This is a genomic window from Altererythrobacter sp. MTPC7 (assembly GCF_042851395.1).
In the GTDB taxonomy this organism is placed as follows: Bacteria; Pseudomonadota; Alphaproteobacteria; order Sphingomonadales; family Sphingomonadaceae; genus CAJXSN01.
The window spans coordinates 14,309-40,438 of the sequence record NZ_BTGS01000009.1; the positions used below are offsets into that span (position 1 = coordinate 14,309).

The window sequence follows — 26,130 nt, forward strand, 5'->3', positions numbered from 1 at the left end:
TCAGTCGAGACTGGCCGGACCGAACGCGTGCGGCAGCAGCGCGCTCAGCCGGACGCGCCGCGTTTCCGTGTCGCCCACGCAGAGCACCAGCGGATCGGTTCCGCCAAGCTGTGCAAGTTCGTTCAGCACCTGCCGGCAACGCCCGCACGGCGTGATCGGCGCTCCCCCGCCCTTGTCCGCAGGGCCCGTGACCGCCACGATTTCCAGGCCTCCGCGCACGCCGTCTGCCATCGCCTTTGCAACTGCTACCGTTTCCGCGCACAGAGCAAGGCCGTAGCTCGCATTCTCGATATTCGTGCCGGTCACCACCGACCCGTCGGCGAACCCCAGCGCGGAGCCGACGCTGTATTCGGAATAGGGGCTGTAGGACCGGAGCGCGGCATCCCGTGCCGCTGCAATCAGGGCATCTTCGCGCTGCGGGTCGGTCATGATCGTACCACCAGCCAGCGAAGCGGGGTTTCGGTTGCTTCCACGCGCAATTCCTCGTTTGCCGTCCAGATCAGCCATGGCCGCCCGCCATAGTCTGGCAGGAACCGTGTCCGGACGAGCCATAACTGGCGCTCTATCCGGCCGGCAATGCCGTATTCTGCCTCGAACTCCGGGGTGATTTTCAGGATCACCGGCTTGGCCTCGTGATTCTCGATCTGGTTGGCGAGCGTCATGAGCTCGCTTTCGACCGCGGCCTCGTTCACGCGCACGGCGCACTCGCCGGTCCCCCGGGTCAGGGCGATGACCGGCGGCAGCAGGTCGTTGTCGCGCGGGACCATGCGCGTGAAATTGGCGGATTGCCGGTCGGCCGGGCGGCACGGATCGAAGCGGTGGATCGCCCCCACCTGCAGCCCTGCCTCTCGCGCGCTGCGCAGATTGGCGACGAAGGCCGGGTCCTGCGCCGTCTCTCCGTCGCTCGCATGAAGATAGGCGAATTTCGCGCCCAAGGCCCGCAGGGTGCGGAAATTGACGGTCCCGTCGCGGGCGGAGATCTCGACGCCCTGGTCCGGATAAGCTCCCTCGTCCGGGCGCCAATGGGCCGTGTCCCACCAAAGCCATGCAGCAGCGATGCCTGCCATGACGGCCAGCGCCAATACGCCTTTCCAGAGCCAGCCGCCCCGTTTCCTCTTGCGCGCCATGTGCCGTCAGCCCCGGATGTGCAGGACACAGATCAGGGTAAAGAGCCGCCGCGCGGTGGCAAAGTCGGTCTCGACCTTGCCTTCCAGCCGGTCGAGCAGCAGTTCGGACGCCGTGTTGTGAACCCCGCGCCGGGCCATGTCGATCGTCTCGATCTCGGCCGGTGTCGCCTTGCGAATCGCCTGGTAATAGCTGTCGCAGATCGCGAAATATTCGCGGATCGGGCGGCGGAACCGCGCCAGCCCCAGGACGATCATCTCCAGCGCCTCGTCCTGTTCGCTGCGGATGTCCATGGCCAGCCGCCCGTCCTGCACCGACAGTTTAAGCCGGTAAGGCCCGTTCTTCCCTGCTTCGGAGGCACGGACAGGGCGAAACACGTTCTCCTCGATCAGGTCGTAGATCGCCACGCGCCGCTCCTGCTCGACATCGGCGTTGCGCCAGAGAATCGTCTCCTCGTCGAGTTCGACATGCGACAGGCGCCAGGTGGGAAGCGTTTGGGTCATGGTTTCGCCAGCCGCTTTCGCAGATAGGCGCGCCCCGCCGCAAGGGCCTTCGAACCATCCCCGATATCCACAGCACCGTGTTGCCGAAGTGCCCTTGCGCCTACCCGCCCGCGCGGCCAAACCGCTGGCCATGGCAGACCAAGACCTCATGATCCGATCCGATGCGCCGACTCCCGCCGATAGTGGCGCGAAAGAGGGCGAATCGGGCCGCAGCCTGCCATCGAATATCGAGGCCGAGGCCGCGTTCCTTGGCGCGGTGCTGATCGACAATCGGGTGATCGAGGATTTGCAGACGCCCATCGCCCCGCAGCACTTCTACGCCCCGATCCATGCCCGCATCTACGAACGCGTACTGTCGCTGATCGACCGGAACGCGACGGCCAGCCCGGTGACGCTCAAACCCTATTTCGAAGGGGACGAGGCATTGTCGGAACTGGGCGGGACGACCTACCTTGCGCAGTTGACGGCGGACGGCCAGGGCCTGCTCGCCCCGCGCGACCTGGCCGACCAGATTTACGACCTTGCCCTGCTGCGCGAACTGGTGACGGTGGGCCGCGATCTCGTCGAAGGCGCGCTGGATACCAGCGAGACGGTCGAGCCGATGCGCCAGATCGAGGAGGCGGAGGCCTCGCTCTTCGCGGTGGCGGAAGGGGCGGCGACCGGGAACGAGGCATCGACCTTCCGCTCCGCAGCCCTGACCGCGCTCAAACTGGCCGAAACCGCCATGAATTCCGGCGGCGGCGTGTCGGGCAAGACGTCCGGCCTCGCCTCGCTTGACGACAAGACCGCTGGCCTGCACGATTCCGACCTCATCATCCTTGCCGGGCGCCCGGGCATGGGCAAGACCTCGCTCGCCACCAATATCGCTTTCAATTGCGCCGAAGAACACCTGAAGTTCATGCAGGACGGCGGCGATGTGAACCAGGGCGCGCCGGTCGCCTTCTTCAGCCTGGAAATGAGCGCCGACCAGCTGGCCACGCGTATCCTGGCCGAACAGGCGGAAATCTCGTCCGAGGCGCTGCGTTCGGGTACGATGAAGCGGGAAGAATTCCAGAAGCTCGCCCATGCCAGCCAGCGGCTGGCGGAACTGCCGCTCTATATCGACGATACGCCCGCGCTGTCCGTCTCCGGCCTGCGGACCCGCGCGCGGCGGCTGAAGCGCAAGCAGGATATCGGGCTGATCGTGGTCGATTACCTGCAGCTGATGCAGGGGTCCAAGCGCAGCCAGGACAGCCGCGTCAACGAAATCTCCGAAATCAGTCGCGGCCTGAAGACCCTGGCGAAGGAACTGGCCGTGCCGGTCATCGCGCTGTCCCAGCTGAGCCGTGCGGTCGAACAGCGCGAGGACAAGCGCCCGATGCTGTCCGACCTTCGCGAATCCGGCTCGATCGAGCAGGACGCCGACATGGTCTGGTTCATCTTCCGCGGCGACTATTACCACGAGGCCCTGCGCCCCGACATGCCGAACGAGAATTCCAGCCCCGACATCGCGGAAAAATACGCGATCTGGGAAGAACGCTACCTGGAACTGAAAAACCGCGCGACCTTGATCGTGGCCAAGCAGCGCCATGGTTCGACCGGCAATGTCCCGCTGCATTTCCAGCCCGAGATCACGAAGTTCTCGTCCCCCAACATGAAGGATTACAGCGATTACGGCTACGAATAGCGCGCTGGCTACAGCCCGAGATTGAGCCGCCGGCTGACCGTGTAATCCATCACCCCGACCAGGAACCAGCTGAAATTCCAGCGGATCCTGTTCCACAACGTGTTGCGCCTGCGATGCACCTGCGGGGTCACGTCGAGCGAGGCCGGGAGGTGGCTGGCGATAAATTCGCGCATCCGGTCGGCAAAGGCCGCGTCCTCCACCCGAAGGACGATCTCGAGATTGATATAAAGGCTGCGCATGTCGAAATTGGCGCTGCCAAGGTAAACGGCATCGTCCAGCACCAGCAGCTTCGTATGCATCTTGCAGGCGTCGAATTCGTAGACGTCCGCGCCCTTGTGCAGCAGGTAATCATAAAGGGAGCGCGAGGCGCCGATGGTGGCAGCGTTGTCGGACTTGCCCGCCATCACGAGGTTCGCCTGCCCCCGCTGCGCAATCTTGCCGATTTTCCTCAGCAGCCGTTTCGGCGGGGAGAAATAGGCCATCATCAGGTCGAGACGGCGGCCGTTCTCCAGGTCGCGGCCGACCGTGCGCGCCCAGCTCGACAGCTTGCGTGTCGGGCCGCCCATCAGCCATCGGACAGCCCCTGCACCCGCATCCCACTCGCGCACGGCGTGGCGGACATGCTTCCATTCCACTCCGTCGGAATCGGTCCATTCCAGCAGGTTGTCGTACCAGTCGACCAGCGGCGAAACGGCCCGCCCCTCCAGCCACACGGCAAGGTCGTTCCAGCCATTGTCTGTCGGCGGCGCGAAATAGTCGTCGGCGATATTGAAACCGCCGACAATCGCGCGCGCATCGTCGGCCAGCGCGATCTTCTGGTGGTTGCGGATGAGGTATCGCAGCGATGCGCGTGACGAGAAAACGCGGAAATCCCCGCCGGCCGCAGTGAAATCGCGGAAGAACCTCGCATCGGCTTCCGCCCCGAAGCCGTCCACGATCAGCGTGGCCTTGACCCCGCGTTTCGCCGCCTGTGTCAGAGCGCTGCGCATGCGCTTGCCCACATCGTCCTCCGCGAAGATATAGAAGCAGAGTTTGAGCGAGCGCTTCGCGCCTTCGACCAGTGCCAGCAGGGCCTCCAGCCGTTCCCCGCCCCGCGGATAGAGCCACAGGTCCAGCCCGTCGACCGAGGCGGAAAAGCTGGGCGGATCGGAATATTCCTCCGGTGGAACCGGCGGTGCCGCGCCTGTGGTGTCTTGCGGAAGGGCATCGGTCATCCGGGCATCCCTAGGGCGGCGGCCCCGCCCCGGCAAGATAGCCGCCCCGCACCGGGCAAGGAGCGCGATTTCCTTGACTCTACGGCCCCCGGGGCGTATCCGGCGTCAACCCCGAAATTTCAATACCTGTTTGCAAGGGCCCCTGCATGGCGCGCGTTACCGTCGAAGATTGTGTCGACAAGATCCCCAACCGTTTCGATCTCGTCCTGCTCGCAGCTCAGCGCGCGCGCGACATTTCCGGCGGTGCAGAGCTCACACTGGAACGCGACCGGGACAAGAATCCCGTCGTCGCCCTGCGCGAAATCGCGGAACAGAACATCAAGCCGAAAGAACTGAAGGAATCGGTCGTTACCAACCTGCAGAAGATCCTGCCGGACGACGACGACGACATCGATGAAATCGGTTCGCTCAGCCAGTCGGCAGAGGCGCTGCGGATCACCGCTTCCGCCCCGACCCGCTCGACCTCGATCGGGGCCGATTACGAAGGCTGAGGCCTTGTCCTTTGAACAACACGAAAGGCCGTCCCTTAACGGGGCGGCCTTTTTTTGTGCCTCGGCACGGCGCGGGCCCATGTCCACACGGGTCTTCCATTTTCAAGGGAGAGCGAGGCACCGATGGCAGTCGTAGCGGTCTACAGCGTCAAGGGCGGCGTCGGGAAGACGACGATGGCGGCCAATCTTGCCTGGTGCTCGGCCGAGATTTCCTGCCGCAGCACCCTGCTGTGGGACCTGGACGCGTCGGGCGGGGCCAGTTTTCTGCTCGGCGTCGAACCGCGCAAGAAGAAAGTCGCGACCAGCGTGTTCGCGCTGGAGCGCGACCCGGAAAAGCTGATCCGGACAACGGGCTATCGCAGGCTGGATGTCCTACCGGCGGACGAGACGATCCGCGCGCTGGAAAACCAGTTCATGGATATCGGCAAGCGCAAGCGGCTGGCCAAGATCGCGGCTCAGCTGGGCAAGGATTACGAGCGGATCATCTTCGACTGTCCGCCGGTCCTCAACGAAACCAGCGCGCAGGTCGTGCGCGCCGCCGACCTCATCATCGTGCCGCTGCCGCCATCGCCGCTTTCGGCGCGCGCATTCGACCGCGTGGTGGAAGAGGTGAAGGCGAACACGTCGCGCCATCCCCCGATCCTGCCCGTGCTGTCCATGCTGGACTTGCGGCGCACGCTCCATCGCTCGGCACGGGAAGAAAACCCCGACTGGCCCAGCATTCCGCAGGCGAGCGCGGCCGAACAATGTGCGGTGCACCAGCAACCGGTCGGCGCCTTTGCCCCGCGCAGCCCCGCCGCCCGGTCGTTCCAGCACCTGTGGACGGCCATAGAGCGCAAGCTGGCAAAGCGGAAATAGGCCCTATTCCTCGCCCGCGCGCCGGCGCGCGAATGGCAGGCGAAGGCTCCAGCCGAGACGGCCGGGCCGCTCGTCCTGATAGCTTTCCAGACCGATGATCAGGCCGTTCTGGCCCTTTCTCGCCGCGCCCACATAGGTGCCGAGCAACCGGTCCCAGCCCGAAAGGACGGTGCCGTAATTGCTGTTTGTTTCATCCATCATGGCGGAGTGGTGGATGCGGTGCATGTCGGGGGTGACGAACAGCCTGCGCCACGCAGCCTCGAGCCCCGATGGCAGGCGAAAATTGCCGTGGGTGAAGATCGTGGCCACGGCAAAGCCGATCTCGAAGACGAACACGGCGAGCGGCGCTGCCCCCAGCGCGACGACGATCGCCATCTTGTACGCCATGGACAGCACGATCTCTGCCGGGTGGAAGCGCGCGCCCGTGGTGATGTCGAAGCCGGTGTCGGTATGATGGACCTTGTGCAGCCTCCACAGCAGGGGGATCTCGTGGGTGGCCCGATGCTGGATGTAGAGCGCGAGGTCGAGCAGCACGATAGCCGCGATGAATTCTGCCCACGGCGGCAGTTGCGTGACGTTGAACAGGCCCCAGCCCGCATCACGCGCCCACACAGCTGCGCCGACCATGGCGAGCGGCAGCACCAGCCGCACGGCCAGCGTATCGATGGCGTAAAGGCCCAGATTGGTCCTCCACCGCTGCAGGCGGCCAAGCGGGAATTTGCGGAAAGGGCGCGCCAGCTCCAGCGCCGCAAAGAACGCGAAGGCGGCGGCGATCATGCCGAAGCCCATGATCGGGGCGCTGATCCCGAAGAATTCCATGCCCATGATATCGGGCCCGTTTCCCGCCTGTGCAAGCCGTTCCGATTGCGTGGGGGCGGGGCGGGTCTATACCGATCGTGCCAAGACGGGAGCATTCATGCCGGAACCGACCACCCCGGGCGCAGAGACCTGCCGCAATTGCGAAACGCCGCTGTCCGGCGCCTTCTGCCATGCCTGCGGGCAGGAACAGCGCGACGGTATGGGCTTCCCGGCCCTGTTGAAGCGCTTTGCGGGGTCTGTAGCGACGCCCGGCGGCCGGTTCTTCGAGACGCTGACCGGCCTCGTCGCCTCGCCCGGAACACTGACGAGGGCATATAATGCGGGTGCGCGCGCCCGGTTCCTCTCGCCGTTCGCCATGGTGCTGTTCGCCATGATCGTGCTGCACGGCGTCCAGTGGATGACCGGCGGGAGCGATGGCGCGATCAGTCACGAACGCTCCGTAGACCGGGCACTGGCCCGCGCGCAGTCATCGCTCGATGCCTATGCCGAGGGTGAGGCCGAGCAGGGTTCCGATACGCCCGGCCTGTTGCAGGACGACAGCAGCGCCGCGCGCGCGAAGCTGTCGGCGGAGGAACGGCGCGAGAGGGCCCTCAGCACCAAGTTCTTTGCCGATCAGGCGGTAAAGGCGTGGAACCCGGCCCCTTCGCCGCAGGAAGGCATGGCAGGTTCGCGCGGCACGATTGCACGCGCCGCGTCCGCCTTGCCCGCGCTGTTCCTGCTGATCGGCTGGCTGCTGATCCCGGCCCTGCTGCCGGTGACGCGCTTGCTGCTGCCCGGAAGCAGCAAGGCGGGTTCACTGGAACGCGCGCATTTCCTCGCCTTTACGCTCGCATTCGGTGCGCTCGTCATGGCGGCGGGTACGGCGCTGGTCGGGGCCGGGATGCCCGTTTCCCTGGCGATTGCGGTGGCCGGTATCCTGATGCTCGCCCATACATCGGTGCATGTGCGGGGCGCGTTCGACCTTTCCTGGCCGGGGTCTGCTGCGCGCGGCGCCGCGCTGATCGTGGCCGGGATCGCAGTGCTGGGCGTGATCGGGACCGGGCTTAGCATTTCCGGGATTCTGGGTTAGGCTGGCCCGATGAGCGCGGACGAATTCGACGCAATCGGGTCCATCGCGGCCGGAGGCCTCGTCGCCGGATCGCTGGAGCCCGATCATGGCGGGCCAGGCGGCAAAAAGCCGCCGGAACAGCACGCCACGGTGACCTCGCGGCTCGGCACCGGAACCTGCGCCAATTGCGACACGCCTCTGCACGGCAATTATTGCAGCAATTGCGGACAGAAGGCGGGCCTGCACCGCACGCTGACCGCGTTCTGGCACGATTTCCTGCACGGGGCGCTCCATTTCGACGGCAAGATCTGGCGCACCCTGCCGCTGCTCGTGCTGAAGCCGGGCGAACTGACGCGCCGCTATGTCGAGGGAGAGCGGGCGCGTTTCGTCTCGCCCATGGCGCTGTTCCTGTTCGCCGTGTTCCTGATGTTTGCCGTGTTCCAGGCGATCGGGCTGACCGCTCCGACGCAGATCAGGACACAGGACGGAATGCGCGCCGACCTAGAGCAGGTGGCCGAGCAGCGAACGCAGAGACGCGATGCGCTGGCCGAGCGCCTGTCCGCCACGGACCTGACGGAGCAGGAGCGCGCCAGGCTGGAAGAGCAGCTGCTGGACGCATCGGAGGAAGTCGACGCGATCGACCGCGCGACCGACCTGATCGTCGATGGCAGCGAGACGTCTTCAATCACCGCCAATCTGACCGGCATCGAGTCGATAGATAGCGGCATCTTCAAGAAGTGGCGCGAGAACCCGTCGCTGATGGTGTACAAATTGCAGGCCAACAGTTACAAGTTCAGCTGGCTCCTGATCCCCCTGTCCGTGCCGTTCGTGTGGCTGCTGTTTTTCTGGAAACGGCGGTTCAAGGCTTACGACCACGCCATCTTCGTGACTTACTCGCTGTCCTTCATGACCCTGCTGTTCATTGCGCTGTCGGTCATCGGTGCGGCCGGCGTCGCGCCGGGATGGCTGGTGATGGCGGGACTGCTGATCCCGCCGGTGCACATGTACAAGCAGCTACGCGGCACGTACGCTCTAGGCAGGTTCAGCGCGGCATGGCGGCTGGCGGCCCTCATGGTGTTCATCACCATCGTGACGGGGCTGTTCCTGCAGCTCCTGCTTATCCTCGGCGCATTCTAGCTGCAGGGATAACGCTTTTTCATCAGGTCGGCGAATGCGGCTTTGAGCGGGATGGCCTGACGCCTGCTGGCAGGATAGCTGCGCAGGTGGGCGAGCATGTCGTCGCTGGAAATCGATGCCTTACCCTTGGGCGGAGGACAGGAATGCGGCGTCCGGCCCGCCTTGCGATCGGCGGCGAGCGATGCGCGGTAAGCGTCCCCGGCGCCCTCCGCTTCCGCCTTCAGAACCTTGAGGTCGGCAGAGAACATCGCCATCATCCCCTTCTTCTCCAGCGCCTCTGCCTTGGTAAGGAACGTCGCCACGCTCATGTCGCCGGGCGCAGCGGACAGGCCAGCGGGCATGGCCGCCAAAGACAATGCTCCAAGAAATACCGTGACGCCGCGCATGGAAAAACCCTCCCGAAATTCAACGGGAGGGTCCTGCCTGCCGGACAATGAACGGCAGCTTTCCGGCAAGGAGGGGCTGTGTTACCCGCCCCGCCCCGTTTCGCCTTGCAGCGCATCGATCCGGCGCGATGCCTCTGCCTTGGTCAGTTCGGTATCGTAGGCATCCGGCTGGCCCGCTTCTTCCGACAGCGTCTTCAGGTAGCTGGCCTGTGCGCCGGTCATCGCCTCGTCGCCGGTGGTCCAGTTTTCCGGCTTCTTCTCGGCATTCGATACCGGGTTGGCCTTGGGATGTTCGCTCGGTTGCGGTGCAGTCATCAGTGTTACTCCTTTTGCGGAATCAACACATATGTTCTACACTTGTTCCCAACCTCCGACGGGAGGAAGGCCGGTATCAGGAACCCAGATCGTCGCCCAGCACCGGTGCGGGGCCGGGTTCTTCCTCGTCGCCCGCTTCCAGACTGTCGCGCAGGTTTGCCGCCCCTTCGCTGACACTGTCCGCCGCGTCGATCGCGCCTTCCTCGATCACTTCGCCAGCGACGTCCAGATTGGCCTCGGCATCCTGCGCTGCGCGGTCGACCATTTCCGATGCGTCCTGCTCGGTCTGCTGGGAGCATCCTGCCGCCAGCAATCCGGTGCCAAGGACCGCGGAAAGAACTGTCCGGTTCATCGTCATTCTCCGTTGTGAGCTCTCAGGCTCTTTCACGCGCCCTGAGGGGCAGGACCGCCTTCATTGCCGCCATTGCCGAACCGCTTGCCGGCCTTGGGAATGGCGCTGCCGGTGACCGGGCGCACCTTGGCCGGGCCCTTCGGTTCGTCGGGCCGGTCAAGCTTGCCGTTTTCCAGGAGCTGGTCGATTTCGTCGCCGGTCAGCGTTTCGTATTCCAGCATGGCCTGAGCAAGCAGATGCAGCTTGTCTTCCTGATCGGTCAGGATCGTCGTCGCCCGTTTCAGAGCGCCTTCGACCAGTTCCTTGATCTCGGCATCGATCAGCTTGTTGGTCTCGTCCGAGCCCATGGTCCGCTGGCTCGCGCTCATGCCGAGATAGCCTTCCTGCTGGTCCTCATACTGCAGCGGCCCCAGCTTTTCGGACATGCCCCACTTGGTGACCATGTTGCGGGCAAGGTTGGTCGCGTACTGGATGTCGGACGACGCACCACTCGACACCTTGTCGTGGCCGAAGATGATCTCCTCCGCCACGCGGCCACCCATCGCCACGGCGAGGTCAGCGTGCATCTTGTCGCGGTGGTAAGAGTAATTGTCCCGTTCCGGAAGGCGCATCACCATACCCAGCGCACGGCCGCGCGGAATGATCGTCGCCTTGTGGATGGGGTCCGATGCAGGCTCGTTCAGCGAGACGAGCGCGTGGCCCGCCTCGTGATAGGCCGTCATCTTCTTCTCGTCGTCGGTCATGACCATGGAGCGGCGTTCGCTGCCCATCATGACCTTGTCCTTCGCGTCCTCGAATTCCTGCATCGCGACCAGGCGCTTGTTACGGCGCGCGGCCAGCAGGGCTGCCTCGTTGACGAGGTTCGCAAGATCGGCACCGGAGAAGCCCGGTGTCCCGCGCGCAATCGTGCGGCTGTTCACGTCAGGCGCCAGCGGCACCTTCTTCATGTGAACGGCGAGGATCTTCTCGCGCCCGTCGATGTCGGGGATCGGCACCACGACCTGGCGGTCGAAGCGGCCCGGGCGCAGCAATGCTGGGTCCAGCACGTCGGGACGGTTGGTCGCCGCGATGATGATGATACCTTCATTCGCCTCGAACCCGTCCATCTCGACCAGCAGCTGGTTCAGCGTCTGCTCGCGTTCGTCGTTCGAATTGCCTAGACCGCCGCCACGGCTGCGGCCGACCGCGTCGATCTCGTCGATGAAGACGATGCAGGGCGCGTTCTTCTTCGCCTGTTCGAACATGTCGCGCACGCGGCTGGCACCGACACCGACGAACATTTCCACGAAGTCTGAACCGGAAATGGTGAAGAACGGCACGCCGGCCTCGCCAGCAATGGCGCGGGCCAGCAGCGTCTTACCCGTACCGGGCGAGCCGACCAGCAGAGCGCCCTTGGGAATCTGGCCGCCCAGCTTGGAGAAGCGCGAGGGGTCTTTGAGAAACTCCACGATCTCCTCCAGCTCCTCGCGTGCCTCGTCGATGCCGGCGACATCGGCAAAGGTCACCTTGCCCTGCTTCTCCGTCAGCATCTTGGCCTTCGACTTGCCGAAGCCCATCGCGCCGCCGGCGCCTCCACCCTTCTGCACCTGTCGCAGCGCGAAGAATGCGATGCCCAGGATCAGGATGAAGGGCAGCGACTGGATCAGGATGTAGAGCAGCAGGTTCGGCTCCTCCGGCGCGGTGCCGGAGTACTTCACGCCGTTTTCGTCCAGCAGCCGCGTCAGTTCCGCATCATTGGCGACGGGGACCGTGGAGAAGGCCTGGTCGTTCTTCAGCGTGCCGGTAATCCGGTCTTCGCTGATCTGCACCTCTTCGACGGTGCCCGCGACCACGCGCTCGCGGAAGTCGGAATAGCCGATCTGCGTACCGGTATTCTGGCCCGTATTGCCGAACATCGACACGACGAGCAGCAGCGCGAGGAATATCCCGCCCCACATCATCAGGCTCTTCACCCAGGGATTCGGACCGCCCTGGCCGGGCTCTTCGGGCTGATTATTGTCGCTCATGATCGGATGCGTACCTTTCCTATGTCCGATATGTAGGCGCGCGGGGGTGAATGGCAAGTTAGCCCGAAGGCGGGGGATGCGTCGGAAAAGCCGATTATTCTAATCGTCGCAATCGCCGGTCGCATAAGCCTTGCAGAACAGGTCCACCGCGCCCGCTATGCGCTGGCGGTCGCGCGCTGGGTCCGCAGGAAGACCGAACCGCCGGTCGAGGTCGCCCATCCCCTTGCAGAGCGAAGCAAATTGCTCTGCCGCCAGCGCCGGGTCCGGGACCCGGACTTCGCCTGCGGCATCCATTGCCGACAGCAGGTCTGCGAAAGCCTGTTTCATCCGATGGGGTCCGGCGGCCAGGAACGCCCGGCCGATGGTCGGCTCATGCTCCGTCTCCGCCGCAATCCGCCGGTCGAACCGGACCATTTCGGGGCGTGAGAGGAACGCCACCATCGCCTCCCCGATGGCTGTCAGGCGCGCGCGCAGGGACGAGCCGGGCATGGCCTCGATACTGAAATGCCCGCGCATCTTTTCGCATTCCCGCTCGACCGCGGCGGTGAACAGGCCCTTCTTGTCGCCGAAATGGTTGTACACCGTCACCTTCGATACACTGGCCACCTCTGCAATCGCCTCGATCGACGACGCGGCGAAACCGTCGGAGAAGAAGGACTCCGACGCCGCCGCCAGAATGGCGTCGCGCTTGACCTCGCTGGAGGGTCGCAGGGGTTTTTCTACCGGATCGATTGACAAACTGAACGACTCCGTTCATTTGAACGCTACCGTTCACTTATGGGCATTCGCGCCCCGTGATGCAACCGCCGGCCGGAAAGGATCGAGTCCCGAATGCTCTGGATCGCCATCCGCATGCTCACCGGCGACAAGCAGAAATTCTACGGCCTCGTCTTCGGGATCGCGTTCTCGACCCTGCTCATCACGCAGCAGCTGACGATCTTCGTGAACCTGATCGAACGCGGGGCGAGCGGCGCCTATAATGTCGGCGAGGCAGAGGTCTGGGTGATGGACCCCGTCAGCCGGACGACCGATGTCGCCTATGCGTTGCCGCCAACCGCGCTCGACGCCGTGCGCGGGGTGCCGGGCGTCGACTGGGCCGTGCCGCATCTGCGCTCCTCCGCATCCGTCCGCACGCGGGACGGCGATCTGGAAGGGGTGGCGATCATCGGGGTCGACGATGCCACCCTGATCGGCCTGCCGAAACGCATGGCGGAAGGCAGCATCGACGTTCTGTCCCAGCCCGACAGCGTGATCATCGACGATGTCGGCGCGGTCAACATGTTCGGCGAAGGAAGAGACCCGATCGGGGAGCGGCTGGAGCTCAACGACCAGCGCGCCGTGGTACGCGCGATCGCCGATGCCACGCCCAGCTTCACCAGCCAGGTCACGCTCTACACCAAATACAGCCAGGCGCTGAATTACGTACCGGGCACGCGCAACCGGATGAGCTTCGTGCTGGCCGGGGTGGCCGACGGGCTGACCGCAGAGGAGGTCGCCGACCGGATCGAGAGCCAGACGGGCCTCAAGGCCGAGACGCGCGACGAATTCGCGCAGGCCGGGGTGGATTTCATCATTGAGAATACCGGCATTCCGACCAATTTCGGCATCACCGTGGTGCTGGGTTTCGTGGTCGGGGTGGCAATCGTCGGGCTGACCTTCAGCCTGTTCATCCGCGACAACATCAAGCAATTCGGCGCGCTGAAGGCGATCGGTGTCACCAATGGCCGCATATTGCGCATGGTGACGGTGCAGGCGGCGCTGGTCGGGCTGATCGGATACGGCCTTGGCGTGCTGGGGACGGTGGCGTTCCTGTGGGGCTTCAGTGGCAGTCCGTTCTTCAAGGGGTTCTACATCCCGTGGCAGATCCCGCTCGTCAGCCTCGTCGCGGTCATCCTGATCCTCGCCATAACGGGGGTCCTGGCCCTGCGCAGCGTGTTCCGCACCGAACCGGCATCGGTGTTCCGCTGATGGCCGAGACATCCCTATCTTCCGCCATCCGCACCACCGGTGTGACGCGCGACTTCAAGTCCGGCCAGCAGACCATCACCGTGCTGCACGGTATCGATACCGAAATCCGGTCCGGCGAGATGACTTTCCTCGTTGGCGAGAGCGGGTCGGGCAAGACCACGCTGATTTCGATCATGTGCGGCATTCTCTACCCGACGCAAGGCGAGGTGGAGGTGTTCGGCACCGACATCTACGCGCTGGACGATACGGACCTGGTGAATTTCCGCCTTGAGAATATCGGTTTCATCTTCCAGCAGTACAATCTGATCCCGTCCATCGATGCTGCCAGCAACGCCGCCGTCCCGCTGATCGCGCAGGGAATGGACCGGCTGGAAGCGCGGGAGAAGGCGCGCGCGATCCTTGAAAAGCTCAATATCGGCGAACAGGCCGACAAGCTGCCGAGCCAGCTATCGGGCGGGCAGCAGCAGCGCGTCGCCATCGCCCGGGCCCTGGTCCACAAGCCGCGGCTGGTTGTGTGCGACGAGCCGACCGCAGCGCTCGACGCCAGTTCCGGCAGGCGGGTGATGGACCTGCTGCGGGACGTCGCCGTGGCAGAGGACCGCGCCTGCATCATCGTGACCCACGACAACCGCATATTCGACCTCGCCGACCGTATCCTCGTGCTCGAGGATGGCTGCATTACCCATGACGGCACCGAAATGCCGGACGGCCACTAGGGACCTGACGACCATGGCACTCAATCTCGACAATTTCAGCTTCTCCCGCATGGGACTGCCCCTGATTGCGGTCATCGGGCTGGTGGTGGCGGCCATCTACATCGCAGGCGGCCTGCCGGACCGCGAACTGAGCGAACCGGAACGCGAACCGCCCAGCGCGGATGGCGAGCTGGCAGACGCGCCGCGCGTCGCAGGTGCCGGTATCGTCGAACCTTCGAGCGAGCTCATCGAAGTGGGCACCGCGCTTGCCGGGCTTGTCACCGACCTGCGGGTGCAGCCCGGCCAATTCGTCGACAAGGGGCAGCCGCTGTTCACCGTCGATACCCGCGCGCTGCGCGCCAGGGCAGAGGAAACGCAGGCGGCCATCGGCGAAGCCAGCGCCGCCATAGGCGAGGCGCGGGCGGCGATCGAAGAGGCGCGTGCAGCAGAGGACACGGCCGGACGCCAACTTGCGCTCTATCGCAATGTCGACGATCCTGCCGCCGTCAGCCGGGCCGAAGTCATCCGCGCAGAGGGAGAGGCAAGCGCGGCGCGCGAACGGCGACAGCTTGCCCAGGCTCGCCTCGCTGCCGCGCAGGCCCGTCTCCAGAGCGCGCAGGCCCAAGCCGCCAGTACGAGGACCGAACTGGGGCGCGCCGTGGTCCGTGCGCCGATTGCCGGGGAAATACTCTCGGTGAATATCCGCCCGGGCGAATTTCTCTCCAACCAGGGCGGCGGCAATGCAGAACCGTTCATCACGATGGGCGAGACCCGTCCGCTGCATATCCGCATCGACATCGACGAAGAGCAGGCCTCCCGCGTTGCCATGGGCGAACCCGCGACCGTGTCGCCGCGCGGCGCAGCGCGAAACCAGGCGAAGGCCAGCTTCGTGCGCGCCGAACCGCAGGTGGTACCCAAACGCCAGCTGACGAACACCGCGGCAGAGCGGGTCGATGTGCGGGTGCTGCAGGTGATTTACGCGCTCCCCGCCGATGCGCGCGGCGATTTTCGCGTAGGGCAACAGGTCGATGCCTTCATTCCTGCGCGCAGCACGGGCGCGCCTTCGCGGCAGGACGGGCCGGAGACGCAGGCAGGTGGTGCTTCGTGATTCGCCCAAGCAAACCCACGCCCGCACACAATGGGCCACGCATCCAGGGCGCGAAGATAGGCCTCACTCTGGCCTCGTCGCTTGCACTGGCCGCCTGCGCCGCAGGTCCGGCGGTAGAGATTTCCACGCCTCCCCCGTCCATCCCGGACCGTTTCGCCTTCGCGCCGGACACCGGGACGCAGGCGGATGTCGCAGCCCTGCTACCTTCCGCCGATCCGGCATTCGAGCAGCTATCAGCCATGGCCCTGGCCGGCGCGCCGACACTCGGCGAAGCGGCTGCACGGATCGAGGCCGCACGCGCATCTGGACGCCGCGCAGGGGCAAACCGCTTGCCCCGCCTCGACGCGGATGCCGCGATTACCGCGACGCGTACCAATCCCGCCCAATTCGGCGGCGACCTGCCAGACGGGATCGCCTTCGACACGGAGCGCGTCAGCTACGGTGCGAACCTTCTCGCCAGCTGGGATCCCGACCTGTTCGGACGGCTGGCCGCGCGCGAGCGGGCGGCGGCGGCCCGTCTCGGGGCTGCGAGCGCCGAGGCGCAGGGCGTTCGCCTGGCCTTGCTGTCCGAAATCGCAGGTGCCATCATTGACTGGCGCACGCTTGCCGCGAGGCAGGTCGAACTCGAAAGCGACCTCGCTTCGGCAGAGCGCCTCGTCTCGCTTGCCGGATCGCGGGAACGGGCAGGCATCGCCCCGGGCTTCGACCGGGTCCGCGCCGAAAGCGCTGCCGAGGCGAGCCGCGGCCGCATCGCCGCTCTGGCGAGCGAACGGGCGCGGATTGCCGGGCGGCTGGTCACACTGACCGCCGAACCCGCGCAGACGGTGCTGGACCGCCTTGCCGTGCCAGCCCCCGCACCCAGCGAGCCGCCTGCGCCGGCCACGCTGCCCGCCTCGCTTCTGGCAAACCGGCCCGACGTGCTGGCGGCCGCCGCCCAGCTGGAAGCCAGCGATGCGGAGCTTTATGCCGCCTCCGCTGCGCGTTTCCCGCAATTCACCCTGTCCGCCGCACTGGGCCTGCTGGCCTTCGACCTGGGCGACCTGTTCAGCGAGGACGCCATCGTCGGCAGCGCGAGTGCCGGGCTCCTCGCACCGCTGCTCGATTTCGGGCGGATAGAGGCCGACATCGACGCGGCCGAGGCGGACAAGAAACTGGCCTTCCAATCCTATCGCCGGGCCGTGTTCACCGCGCTGGGCGATGCGGAAACCGCCTATGGGCTGGTCGCGGCCGCCGACCGCGAACTGGCCGCCGCCACGCGCGAGGCATCAAGCGCCCAGCGCGCAGCAAGCCTGGCCGAAACGCGCTTCAATGCGGGCCTGTCGAACTTCCTCGAAGTGCTGGAAGCGCGCCGCGCCGCAGATGCGAGCGGCGAACGCAGGGCGGCGGCACGGGGCCGGGCACTCAGGGCGCGCATATTGCTGTGGCAGGCGCTTGGCGGCGACGGTTACCGCCCGGACACGCCCTAACTCAGCCCGAACCGCTGCCCGACAGCAGCGTATTGAGCGCGAAAATCATCGAGCCGCCGCCCAGCACCATCGCGCCCAGCAGCAGCAGCCCGTCCCGCACCAGCAATGCGAGCCCGATGCAGGCCACGGCAATCATCGGCACGCTGCTGGCGAAGGGCAGGAATTCCAGCGGCGGAACCGACAGGCACAGCAGCAGGATGACGTGGGCCGCGATTCTGGGCCAGACCCCTTTCAGCATCCAGTCGAGCCGATCCCCGATGTGATTGTCGATCCAGGCGGCGGCCTTGTCGAGCTTGTGCATTCCCTTGGCCAGCTTGCGCCCGTCGACCTTGCGGTTTTCGATCACGTCCGGCAGCCAAACGTGGTCGCGCCCGACCAGCAATTGCAGGGCAATCAGCGCGATGATCGTGGCGAGCACGGTGGGGAAGCCCGGTATGCCGCCGAGCGGGCTGATCTCGACCAGCGGCAGCACGATCAGCAGGGGCGAGAAGCTGCGATGGCCGAACGCGTCCAGCGCATCGCCCAGCGAGACTTCGCCGTTTTCCTCGCCCAGGCTTTCGAGCCCGCCAACGACGTCTTCGAGGTTTTCGGGTTCCGTGCTCTCGCTCATCCTGCATCTCCCCTGTTCGCCCTTCAACGACAGGGGAGCGCAGAATATCCCGAAGGCGGCCTACATGGAGCGGGCGATCACCATCTTCATAACCTCGTTCGACCCGCCGAAAATGCGGGTGATGCGGCAATCGCGGTACATGCGGGCGATGGGGTAGTCGTTGATGAAGCCCCCCCCGCCGTGGAACTGCAGGCACTTGTCGACCACTTCGCCCTGAAGTTCCGTCACCATCAGTTTCGCCATGCAGGCCGTGGGCACGTCCAGCTTGCCTTCCAGGTGCTGCGCGATGCAGTGATTGACGAACACCCGTGCCGCCGTGGCCCTGGCATTGAGTTCGGCCAGCACGAACTGCGTGTTCTGGAAATCCCAGATCGTCTGCCCGAACGCCTTGCGCTCCTTGACGAATTCCATGGTCACTTCCAGCGCCTTCTCGATACCGGTCATAGCGCCCATGGCGATGATCAGGCGTTCCTGCGGCAGTTCGCCCATCAGCTGGTAGAAGCCCTTGCCCTCTTCGCCGCCGAGCACCGCGTCGCTCGGCACGAAGACGTCGTCGAAGAACAGTTCTGAGGTGTCGGCGGCATCCATCCCGACCTTGTCCAGCTTCTTGCCCCGCTGGAAGCCTTCCGCGCCCTCCGTCTCGAGCAGCATCAGCGAAATGCCCTTGGCCCGTTCCTTCGGATCGGTCTTGGCGACCACGATGATGAAATCGGCGGTCTGGCCGTTGGAGATATAGGTCTTCGCCCCGTTGATGCGGTAGCCGTTGCCGTCCTTCAGGGCCGTCGTCGTGATGCCCTGCAGGTCGCTGCCCACACCCGGTTCGGTCATGGCGATGGCGCTGACCAGTTCGCCCGTCACCAGCTTGGGCAGGTATTTCTTCTTCTGCTCCTCCGTCCCGTGCCGCACCAGATACGGCAGGATCACGGTGTTGTGCAGGCTGGCGGCGAAGCCTTCCACGCCGTGCTTCGCCTGCTGGTCGATGACCACCATCTCGTGACGGAAATCGCCGCCATGGCCGCCATACTCCTCCGGCACGGATACGCCGAGGAGCCCGGCCTCGCCCGCCTCGTTCCAGAATTCACGTTCGACCTGCCCGTCCTCGCGCCATTTCAGCACGCGCTTTTCGGGCGCCTTGTCCTGGTAGAACTTGCCCACGGCATCGGCGAAGATCGCGATCTCCTCGTCATCCATGAATTCGGGCTGCGGCACATTAACGGTGGGCATGGGGCATTCCTCTCGTTTTGTTTTATTGCCATCCACCGTACATAATCGGTAGCGGACTGCAACGCGTTCCGAAGACCATAGACGACAGGACGGATTCATGGAGTTGATCGGCCCCACTTCGCAGAGCTTCATCAGCCAGCGCACCCGGCTGCACTATGCCGACTGGGGCAATCCCGATGCGCCCCCGCTGATCCTGCTGCATGGCGGGCGCGACCATTGCCGCAGCTGGGACTGGACGGCGGAGAAGCTGCGGCGGGACTGGCATGTCATCTGCCCCGACCTGCGCGGTCATGGCGACAGCGAATGGACCAATACCGGTGTCTATCACGTTGGCAGCTACGTCTACGACCTCGCGCAGCTGGTCCACCAGCTTGAACTGGCGCCGGTCACCATCGTAGCCCACTCGCTGGGCGGCAACGTAGCTATCCGCTTTACCGGCCTGTTCCCGGAAAAGGTGCGCAAGCTGGTCGCGATCGAGGGGCTGGGCCCCAGCCCCAAGGTGCAGGCCGAAATGGACCAGACCCCGTGGTTCGAGCGGCGAACGGAGTGGATGGAGAAAAAGCGCGAGGCCAGCGCGCGCTCCATCCGCAAATACGACACGTTCGAGGACGCGCTCGACCGAATGCACGAGGCCAACAGCTACCTCAGCCGCGCGCAAGCGGAGCACCTGACCCGCCACGGCGCCATCCGCAATGAGGACGGTACGTGGAGCTGGAAATTCGATCCCCACCTGCACGCCTGGCCGCCGGACGACCTGACGAGCGAGCAGGTGGAGGAATTATGGGCGCGCGTCACCTGCCCCACGCTGATGGTCTATGGCAATGACAGCTGGGCCAGCAATCCGGAGAAGGACGGCCGCATCGGGCATTTCGGCGAGAACGTGCAGGTTAGCGCCTATGACCGCGCCGGCCACTGGGTCCATCACGACCGGTTCGACGACTTCGTTGAAGAGGTACGACAATTCATCGAGTGAGGCTCAATCGATGCCCCCGCAAGGCGATGTCTCGGTAGCCTGCCTTCAGGCCGGTTCGCGCGATTTTATCAGGTCGTGAACACCGGGCACGATGATCGTCCGCTCTCCGCCGAATTCTTCCCGGACGGTAATCAGCCCGCTGCGCTCGAGATGGTCCAGCAGGCGGCGAACCCGGCTTGGCGAGGAACTGCCATAAAGCAGCGCCAGATCGTCTTCGTCGGGCATATCCTCGCCCAGGGCCGTGGCCACGACCATGGCGAGGAAGGGCGCCAGAACATCGTCGTCGACATTTTCGATGATCTGTTCGGCGGCATCGCGGGCAGCCCCCTGCAGCCTGTCCAGGCCGCCGACCTGGCAGGCGAACAATCGCCGGAACCGGGCCATGTCGACATGCGCACTCGGCACACCGTATTGCCGGGACCGGACGGCGAAATCGCGGAAGAGCGAGGTGACGGGCCGGAAGGTCGCACCCTCGCCTGCCGCCAGTTCGCGGATTACCCCTGCTATATCGGTAACAGGCCCGACCGGTCCGGCTTCGGCTTCCACGGCGGGCACGGACGCGTTCGTCTCGCCGGTAGCGGCTTCCCCGGTAAGGTCTTGCCCTGCGCCGCAATCATCCTCCCGTGTTTCCGGGTCGGCAGGATCCGCCAAGCGCATCGGGGCCAATGGCGGCGCGGCCTGCAACGCCTTGTCGAGGTCGATAGCCTGTATGGGTGAGGCCGTCACGGGCGGCGCGCTCCGTACGGTCACCGCGTCTTCCAGCTTGTCCGTAAGCAGCGCCTCCATGTCTTCGGACGGCGTATCCGGCAGCGGCATCAGGCCCTGGCTCGCGTTCTTGCCGCGTGTGCGGACCGGGTCGACATTCACGGCGACCGGGCGGCGGCTGATGGCCGGACCGAGGCCGAGGAACTGGCCGCGCTGCAGGTCCCGTATGCGATCGGCCTGCCGACGATCCATGCCGAGCAGGTCGGCTGCCCGCTGCATGTCGATGTCCAGAAAGGTTCGGCCCATGAGGAAATTGGACGCCTCCGCCGCGACGTTCTTGGCCAGTTTCGCCAGTCGCTGGGTCGCAACGATCCCGGCAAGTCCGCGTTTGCGCCCGCGGCACATGAGATTGGTCATGGCCGACAATGTCAGGCGCCGCGTATCGTCCGACATCTCCCCCGCCGCGGCCGGAGCGAACATCTGAGCCTCGTCGACGACGACGAGCGCGGGATACCAGTGCTCTCGCGGAGCATCGAACATCGCTGAAAGGAACAGGGCCGCGCAGCGGATCTGCTGTTCGACCTCCAGTTCGTCGAGCGCGAGGACCACGGAGGCCCGGTGCTGCCGGACGCGCTGCGCCAGTGCCTCGATCTCGCGGGGAGAATGGGCCGCCCCGTCTATGACGACATGGTCGAACAGATCCGCAAGCGTGACGAAATCACCCTCCGGGTCGATGACCACCTGCTGCACCTGCCCGGCGCATTCCTCCAGCAGGCGGCGAAGAAGGTGCGACTTGCCCGACCCCGAATTGCCTTGGACCAGCAAGCGCGTGGCCAGCAACTCCTCGAGATCGATGGCAATGTCCCGGTCGGCCGAATCCTGCCCGATGATGATCTGCGCGCTCACTCTCTCGGCGTAGGCATCTGACGGCTGAGCGCAAAGATGATCCGCCAAGTTTTCCAGCGTTTCAGCCGGAGCGGAAGCAGGCAATCCGCGCCCGCGCTCAAACCTCTCGGCTGACGACTTCCTTCATGATCTCGCTGGTCCCGCCATAGATGCGCTGGACGCGGGCATCACGCCACAGGCGGGCGATGACGTATTCGTTCATGTAGCCGGCGCCGCCATGAAGCTGCAGCGCGGTGTCGACGCAGTCCCATTGCATTTCCGTGTGCCACAGCTTGGCAGCGCTCGCCTCGCCCGTGGTCAGTTCGCCGCGCAAATGGCGGGCAATGGCCCAGTCGAGATGGGCCCAGCCGACCTGCAGTTTCGCCTTCAGGTCGGCCAGCGTGAAGCGGGTGTTCTGGAATTCGAACACGGTCTTGCCGAATGCCTTGCGTTCCTTGGTAAACTTCACCGCCTCGTCGAAAGCGCGCTGGGCCCCGGCCTGCGCGCCGACCGCGATCGACAGGCGCTCCTGCGGCAATTCCTCCATCAGGTGGATGAAGCCACGGTTCTCCCCGCCCAGGATATTGGTCTTCAGCACGCGGACATCGTTGAAGAACAGCTCGGACGTGTCGGCCGCATGCTGGCCGATCTTGTCGAGATTGCGCCCGCGCTCGAAACCTTCGGTCCCCGCATCGACCAGCACCAGCGAAGTGCCCTTCGCCCCTGCGGCGGGATCGGTTTTGGCCACGACGATTACGACATCGGCGTTCTGGCCATTGGTGATGTAGGTCTTGGACCCGTTGATGACCAGGTCGTCCCCGTCCGCCTTCGCGGTAGTGCTGATGCCCTGCAAGTCGCTGCCCGCGCCCGGTTCCGTCATGGCGATGGCGGAAATGATGTCGCCGGAGATCATGCCGGGCAGATATTTCGCCTTCTGCTCCGGCGTGCCCAGGCGCTCGAAATAATTGACGGTGATGTCGTTCTGCAAAGTGAAGCCGGCGGACGAGCCGAGATAGGCGAGTTCTTCCGCAACCACGCAGTTGAAACCGAAATCGAGCCCCAGGCCGCCATGTTCCTCGGCCACGGTAGGGCACAGCATGCCTGCCTCGCCCAGCGCCTTCCACGCCTCGCGCCCGACGATGCCCTCTCGCTCGTGATCGTCGAGGAACGGTTCCATGTGTTCGGCCAGGACCTTGCGAACCGTATCGCGGAAGGCCTCGTGGTCGTCGGTGTATGCGGTGCGTGTCGCTGTTTGCAACATGGCCGTCTGGCCTCCTCTCAGTTCACGGTGCCTGCTTCGCGCAGGGCTTCCCTCTCGCTTTCATCCAGTCCCAGATCGGCCAGTATGGCATCGGTCTGGTCGCCCGGCATCGGGGCCGGGGCAGGCCTTGCCGTAGGCGTTCCCGAATAGCGGGGTGCAGGCGCGGGCTGGGTATCGCCGCCGATCTCGATGAAGGTCTCGCGCGCGGTGTTGTGCGGATGCCGTGCGGCCTCGCTCATGGTCAGCACCGGTGCGTAGCAGATATCGGTATGCTCCATCAGGGCGTCCCATTCGTCGCGGGTCTTCGTCCTGAACAGGGCAGCCAGCTTGTCTTTCAGCCCGTCCCACGCGGCAGGGTTCATCTGCGCGTCGAAATCGCCGTCCTCTTCCAGCCCTGCAACCTTGCGCAATTCGGCATAGAATTGCGGCTCGATGCTGCCGATGGAGACGAACTTGCCGTCCGCCGTCTCGTAGGTATCGTAGAAATGCGCACCGGTATCGAGCAGGTTGACGCCCAGCTCCTCGCGCCAGGTGCCGGTGTTCTTCATGCCGTGCATCATGCTCATCAGCACCGCCGTACCGTCTGTCATGGCCGCATCGATCACCTGCCCGGACCCGCCGCGGGCCACGCCCAGCAGCGCGGAGACCATACCGAAGGCCAGCATCATTCCGCCGCCGCCGAAATCACCGACCATGTTGATCGGCGGCGTCGGTTTCTCGCCCTTGCGCCCGAAATGGGCGAGCGCGCCGGCAAGGGCGATATAATTGATGTCATGCCCGGCATAGGGCGCATACGGCCCCGTCTGGCCCCAGCCCGTCATGCGTCCGTAGACCAGCTTCGGATTGTCGGAGAGCAGTTCGTCCGGACCCAGGCCAAGCCGTTCCATCACCCCGGGCCGGAAGCCTTCGATGATACCGTCCGCACTCGCGCACAGTTTGCGGGCGAGTGCGACGCCTTCTTCACTCTTGAGGTTCAGTGCGATGGACTTGCGCCCGCGTGCCAGCACGTCCTTGGTCGTGATCGGCTGGCTGCCTCCCCGCCCGCCGCTGGCGCGGTCGATGCGGATGACTTCCGCGCCGTGATCGGCCAGCATCATCCCGCAAAACGGGCCCGGCCCGATCCCGGCGAATTCGATGATGCGGATGCCGTGCAGGGGCCCCGCCCTGGTCCCGGCCACGATTACTTGCCCTGCCAGTTGGGCGCGCGCTTCTCGGCAAAGGCCTTGCTGCCTTCCTGCGCATCCTGCGACATGAAGACCTGCGGCAGCAGCTTGGCCTGTTCCTCGTATCGTTTGTCGAGGGGCCAGCCGCGCGATTCGTCCATGATCTGCTTGGACACGCGCACCGCGATGGGGCCATTGGCCGTGATCGCCTTCGCCAGTTCCAGCGCGCCGTCCAGCGCAGAGCCATCGGTCACGCGGTTGATCATGCCCAGATCGTAGGCGCGGCCCGCATCGATGAAATCACCGGTCAGGGCCAGTTCCATCGCAACCTTGTGCGGGATGAGATCGGGCAGGACCATCAGGCCACCCGCCGCCGCGGCCAGACCGCGCTTCGCCTCGGGAATGCCGAACTTCGCGCCCGAGCTTGCCACCACCAGGTCGCAGGCGATCATCAGCTCCAGCCCACCGGCCAGCGCATAGCCCTCGACCGCGGCAATCAGCGGCTTGACCGGCTTCTGCTCCGTCAAGCCGCCGAAACCGCGGCCGGGAACGCTGGGGCTCTCGCCGCGCAGGAAGCCTTTCAGATCCATGCCCGAACAGAAGGTGCCCCCGGCACCGGTCAGGATGCCGACGCGCAGATCGTCATCCTCGTCCAGCCGGTCGAGCTGGGCGGCGATGGCTTCCGAACACGCCTTGGTCATGGCGTTTTTCGCCTCGGGGCGGTTGATCGTGAGGATCAAGACGCCGTCCTTCGCTTCGGCCAGCAGTTCGTCGGTCCCGGTGTCGGTCATTCTCTCTCTCCGTGGCTTTTTGAAACTTTTCTTGTGACGGTGCTGCCCAGCCTTTACGAAAACGTCAACCGACAAAAGAAGAGAGGACCGATTCCATGCCTGCACAGCCCCATACCGCCTATATCGTCGATGCCGTCCGCACCCCGCGCGGCATCGGGAAGCAGGGCAAGGGCGCCCTCGCCGCAGAGCATCCGCAGCACCTGGCTGCCACCGTGCTGAAAGCGATTGCGGAGCGCAGCGGCCTCGACACGAAGACGGTCGACGACGTCATCTGGTCGGTCAGCACGCAGGACGGGAAGCAGGCGGGCGACATGGGCCGCATGGCCGCGCTCGACGCCGGATACGACGTTGCCAGCAGCGGCATGACACTGGACCGCTTCTGCGGCGGAGGCATCACCTCGGTGAACCTCGCGGCCGCGCAGGTCATGTCCGGCATGGCCGACTGCGTCGTTGCAGGCGGGACCGAGATGATGAGCCTGACGGCCCAGATGACGAAGGACAAGATGGCCGCCGGCATCGCCCCGCCGATGATGGGCAGCTATAACGAGCGCCTGCAGGCAAAGCATCCGCAAAGCCACCAGGGCGTGTGCGGCGATGCGATTGCCAGCATGGAAGGCTTCACGCGCGAGGAACTGGACGAGGTCGGCTATCGCAGCCAGCAGCGCGCCGCGCAGGCGATCGAGGAAGGGCGCTTCGACAAGTCGCTGGTGAGCGTGGTCGACGACGAGGGCAATGTCATCCTCGACCGCGAAGAGTTCCCCCGGCCGCAGACGACGATGGAAACGCTCGGGGCGCTGGAGCCCGCCTTTACCAAGCTGGCGGACGTGCCGCTGGACAAGGAAGGGACCACGTTCCGGAAGCTGATCAACCGGAAATACCCGGATCTCGAGATCGAGCATTTCCACCATGCGGGCAACAGTTCCGGCGTGGTCGACGGTGCGGCGGCGGTGCTGATCGCATCGAAGGAGTATTGCGACAAGCACGGCCTGAAACCGCGCGCGAAGATCGTGGCGACCGCGAATATGGGCGACGATCCGACGCTGATGCTCAACGCCCCGGTCCCGGCGGCCAAACGCGTGCTGGAGCGCGCCGGTTTGACGCTGGACGATATCGACCTGTTCGAGATCAACGAGGCGTTCGCCGTGGTCGCGGCGAAATTCGTGCGCGATCTCGGGCTGGACTGGGAAAAGGTGAACGTGAATGGCGGCGCGATTGCGCTGGGCCATCCCATCGGCGCGACAGGCTCCATGCTAATCGGCACGATGGTCGACGAACTGGAACGCCAGGACAAGAAGCGCGGCCTTGTCACCATGTGTGCAGCAGGCGGCATGGCCCCTGCCATCATCGTGGAGCGTGTCTGA

Annotated in this window: 27 protein-coding genes; 11 read left to right on the top strand and 16 right to left on the bottom strand. The window is 65.1% G+C overall.

The window, feature by feature from the left end; all coding sequences use genetic code 11:
• Genes ACGHJ7_RS09355 through ACGHJ7_RS09365 form a run of 3 tightly spaced genes read right to left on the bottom strand, consistent with a single transcriptional unit; the run spans nt 1 to nt 1,628 of the window.
• Nucleotides 1-429 carry a cytidine deaminase gene (locus ACGHJ7_RS09355; protein ID WP_390476655.1) on the bottom strand — a complete coding sequence of 143 codons (429 nt, stop codon included), beginning with the start codon at nt 427-429 and terminating at the stop codon, nt 1-3.
• Nucleotides 426-1,127 (bottom strand): glycoside hydrolase family 25 protein, encoded by a 702-nt coding sequence (locus ACGHJ7_RS09360; protein WP_390476657.1) that lies wholly within the window; start codon nt 1,125-1,127, stop codon nt 426-428. Before ACGHJ7_RS09360 ends, ACGHJ7_RS09355 begins: the two co-directional genes overlap by 4 nt.
• Nucleotides 1,128-1,133: 6 nt before the next feature.
• Nucleotides 1,134-1,628 carry a UPF0262 family protein gene (locus tag ACGHJ7_RS09365; protein WP_390476658.1) on the bottom strand — a complete coding sequence of 165 codons (495 nt, stop codon included), beginning with the start codon at nt 1,626-1,628 and terminating at the stop codon, nt 1,134-1,136.
• A 130-nt stretch (nt 1,629-1,758) separates the two neighbouring features.
• Here ACGHJ7_RS09365 and ACGHJ7_RS09370 point away from each other — a divergent pair, with 130 nt between their 5' ends.
• Nucleotides 1,759-3,294 carry a replicative DNA helicase gene (locus ACGHJ7_RS09370; RefSeq protein WP_390476660.1) on the top strand — a complete coding sequence of 512 codons (1,536 nt, stop codon included), beginning with the start codon at nt 1,759-1,761 and terminating at the stop codon, nt 3,292-3,294.
• Nucleotides 3,295-3,302: 8 nt separating this feature from the next.
• Here the strand turns inward: ACGHJ7_RS09370 and ACGHJ7_RS09375 are convergent, their stop codons facing one another.
• Nucleotides 3,303-4,508, bottom strand: a complete 1,206-nt coding sequence (locus ACGHJ7_RS09375; RefSeq protein WP_390476662.1) for a phosphatidylserine/phosphatidylglycerophosphate/cardiolipin synthase family protein — start codon at nt 4,506-4,508, stop codon at nt 3,303-3,305.
• Between the two features lie 146 nt (nt 4,509-4,654).
• Here ACGHJ7_RS09375 and rpoZ point away from each other — a divergent pair, with 146 nt between their 5' ends.
• Nucleotides 4,655-4,999 carry a DNA-directed RNA polymerase subunit omega gene (gene rpoZ, locus ACGHJ7_RS09380; protein ID WP_390476664.1) on the top strand — a complete coding sequence of 115 codons (345 nt, stop codon included), beginning with the start codon at nt 4,655-4,657 and terminating at the stop codon, nt 4,997-4,999.
• 123 nt (nt 5,000-5,122) lie between these two features.
• Nucleotides 5,123-5,857 (top strand): ParA family protein, encoded by a 735-nt coding sequence (locus ACGHJ7_RS09385; RefSeq protein WP_390476666.1) that lies wholly within the window; start codon nt 5,123-5,125, stop codon nt 5,855-5,857.
• A gap of 3 nt (nt 5,858-5,860) precedes the next feature.
• On the opposite strand, the gene ACGHJ7_RS09390 is transcribed toward ACGHJ7_RS09385, so the two are convergent.
• Nucleotides 5,861-6,676 (bottom strand): sterol desaturase family protein, encoded by an 816-nt coding sequence (locus ACGHJ7_RS09390; RefSeq protein ID WP_390476668.1) that lies wholly within the window; start codon nt 6,674-6,676, stop codon nt 5,861-5,863.
• Here ACGHJ7_RS09390 and ACGHJ7_RS09395 point away from each other — a divergent pair.
• Both ACGHJ7_RS09395 and ACGHJ7_RS09400 read left to right on the top strand, forming a co-directional pair.
• Complete coding sequence (locus ACGHJ7_RS09395) at nt 6,633-7,745, top strand: DUF3667 domain-containing protein (protein WP_390476670.1); 1,113 nt, start codon at nt 6,633-6,635, stop codon at nt 7,743-7,745. The two genes, ACGHJ7_RS09390 and ACGHJ7_RS09395, sit on opposite strands and share 44 nt — an antisense overlap.
• Before the next feature lie 9 nt (nt 7,746-7,754).
• Nucleotides 7,755-8,861, top strand: coding sequence for a DUF3667 domain-containing protein (locus ACGHJ7_RS09400; protein WP_390476672.1), 1,107 nt, complete (start codon nt 7,755-7,757; stop codon nt 8,859-8,861).
• Here the strand turns inward: ACGHJ7_RS09400 and ACGHJ7_RS09405 are convergent.
• From ACGHJ7_RS09405 to ACGHJ7_RS09425, 5 genes are all read right to left on the bottom strand, one after another.
• Nucleotides 8,858-9,211 (bottom strand): hypothetical protein, encoded by a 354-nt coding sequence (locus ACGHJ7_RS09405; protein ID WP_390476674.1) that lies wholly within the window; start codon nt 9,209-9,211, stop codon nt 8,858-8,860. The two genes, ACGHJ7_RS09400 and ACGHJ7_RS09405, sit on opposite strands and share 4 nt — an antisense overlap.
• A 117-nt stretch (nt 9,212-9,328) precedes the next feature.
• Nucleotides 9,329-9,562 carry a DUF3072 domain-containing protein gene (locus ACGHJ7_RS09410; RefSeq protein WP_390476676.1) on the bottom strand — a complete coding sequence of 78 codons (234 nt, stop codon included), beginning with the start codon at nt 9,560-9,562 and terminating at the stop codon, nt 9,329-9,331.
• A 76-nt stretch (nt 9,563-9,638) separates the two neighbouring features.
• The gene (locus tag ACGHJ7_RS09415) at nt 9,639-9,914 is read right to left on the bottom strand and encodes a hypothetical protein (protein WP_390476678.1); all 276 of its coding nucleotides are present in this window, start codon (nt 9,912-9,914) and stop codon (nt 9,639-9,641) included.
• 32 nt (nt 9,915-9,946) lie between these two features.
• Nucleotides 9,947-11,920, bottom strand: a complete 1,974-nt coding sequence (gene ftsH, locus ACGHJ7_RS09420) for an ATP-dependent zinc metalloprotease FtsH (RefSeq protein WP_390476680.1) — start codon at nt 11,918-11,920, stop codon at nt 9,947-9,949.
• Between the two features lie 99 nt (nt 11,921-12,019).
• Entirely contained in the window at nt 12,020-12,658 is a 639-nt protein-coding gene (locus tag ACGHJ7_RS09425) for a TetR/AcrR family transcriptional regulator (protein WP_390476682.1), read from the bottom strand.
• Nucleotides 12,659-12,751: 93 nt separating this feature from the next.
• Between ACGHJ7_RS09425 and ACGHJ7_RS09430 the strand changes: the two genes are divergently transcribed.
• Genes ACGHJ7_RS09430 through ACGHJ7_RS09445 form a run of 4 tightly spaced genes read left to right on the top strand, consistent with a single transcriptional unit; the run spans nt 12,752 to nt 17,157 of the window.
• On the top strand, nt 12,752-13,888 hold the full coding sequence (locus tag ACGHJ7_RS09430; RefSeq protein WP_390476684.1) for an ABC transporter permease: 1,137 nt from the start codon (nt 12,752-12,754) through the stop codon (nt 13,886-13,888).
• Nucleotides 13,888-14,604 carry an ABC transporter ATP-binding protein gene (locus ACGHJ7_RS09435; RefSeq protein ID WP_390476686.1) on the top strand — a complete coding sequence of 239 codons (717 nt, stop codon included), beginning with the start codon at nt 13,888-13,890 and terminating at the stop codon, nt 14,602-14,604. The genes ACGHJ7_RS09430 and ACGHJ7_RS09435 overlap by 1 nt, the downstream gene beginning before the upstream one ends.
• A gap of 13 nt (nt 14,605-14,617) precedes the next feature.
• Nucleotides 14,618-15,691 (top strand): HlyD family secretion protein, encoded by a 1,074-nt coding sequence (locus ACGHJ7_RS09440; protein ID WP_390476688.1) that lies wholly within the window; start codon nt 14,618-14,620, stop codon nt 15,689-15,691.
• Nucleotides 15,688-17,157, top strand: coding sequence for an efflux transporter outer membrane subunit (locus tag ACGHJ7_RS09445; protein ID WP_390476689.1), 1,470 nt, complete (start codon nt 15,688-15,690; stop codon nt 17,155-17,157). Before ACGHJ7_RS09440 ends, ACGHJ7_RS09445 begins: the two co-directional genes overlap by 4 nt.
• Before the next feature lies 1 nt (nt 17,158).
• Here the strand turns inward: ACGHJ7_RS09445 and ACGHJ7_RS09450 are convergent, their stop codons facing one another.
• Both ACGHJ7_RS09450 and ACGHJ7_RS09455 read right to left on the bottom strand, forming a co-directional pair.
• Entirely contained in the window at nt 17,159-17,767 is a 609-nt protein-coding gene (locus ACGHJ7_RS09450; protein WP_390476690.1) for an exopolysaccharide biosynthesis protein, read from the bottom strand.
• Nucleotides 17,768-17,827: 60 nt separating this feature from the next.
• A complete protein-coding gene (locus tag ACGHJ7_RS09455; RefSeq protein ID WP_390476692.1) occupies nt 17,828-18,991 on the bottom strand; it encodes an acyl-CoA dehydrogenase family protein in 1,164 nt (387 codons plus the stop codon).
• Between the two features lie 97 nt (nt 18,992-19,088).
• Here ACGHJ7_RS09455 and ACGHJ7_RS09460 point away from each other — a divergent pair, with 97 nt between their 5' ends.
• On the top strand, nt 19,089-19,964 hold the full coding sequence (locus ACGHJ7_RS09460; RefSeq protein WP_390476694.1) for an alpha/beta fold hydrolase: 876 nt from the start codon (nt 19,089-19,091) through the stop codon (nt 19,962-19,964).
• A gap of 45 nt (nt 19,965-20,009) precedes the next feature.
• On the opposite strand, the gene ACGHJ7_RS09465 is transcribed toward ACGHJ7_RS09460, so the two are convergent.
• From ACGHJ7_RS09465 to ACGHJ7_RS09480, 4 genes are all read right to left on the bottom strand, one after another.
• Nucleotides 20,010-21,575 (bottom strand): helicase HerA domain-containing protein, encoded by a 1,566-nt coding sequence (locus ACGHJ7_RS09465; RefSeq protein WP_390476696.1) that lies wholly within the window; start codon nt 21,573-21,575, stop codon nt 20,010-20,012.
• A 97-nt stretch (nt 21,576-21,672) separates the two neighbouring features.
• Nucleotides 21,673-22,815, bottom strand: a complete 1,143-nt coding sequence (locus ACGHJ7_RS09470; protein ID WP_390476698.1) for an acyl-CoA dehydrogenase family protein — start codon at nt 22,813-22,815, stop codon at nt 21,673-21,675.
• 17 nt (nt 22,816-22,832) lie between these two features.
• Complete coding sequence (locus ACGHJ7_RS09475) at nt 22,833-23,993, bottom strand: CaiB/BaiF CoA transferase family protein (RefSeq protein ID WP_390476700.1); 1,161 nt, start codon at nt 23,991-23,993, stop codon at nt 22,833-22,835.
• 2 nt (nt 23,994-23,995) lie between these two features.
• A complete protein-coding gene (locus tag ACGHJ7_RS09480; RefSeq protein WP_390476701.1) occupies nt 23,996-24,769 on the bottom strand; it encodes a crotonase/enoyl-CoA hydratase family protein in 774 nt (257 codons plus the stop codon).
• Between the two features lie 95 nt (nt 24,770-24,864).
• Here ACGHJ7_RS09480 and ACGHJ7_RS09485 point away from each other — a divergent pair, with 95 nt between their 5' ends.
• On the top strand, nt 24,865-26,130 hold the full coding sequence (locus ACGHJ7_RS09485; protein WP_390476703.1) for an acetyl-CoA C-acetyltransferase: 1,266 nt from the start codon (nt 24,865-24,867) through the stop codon (nt 26,128-26,130).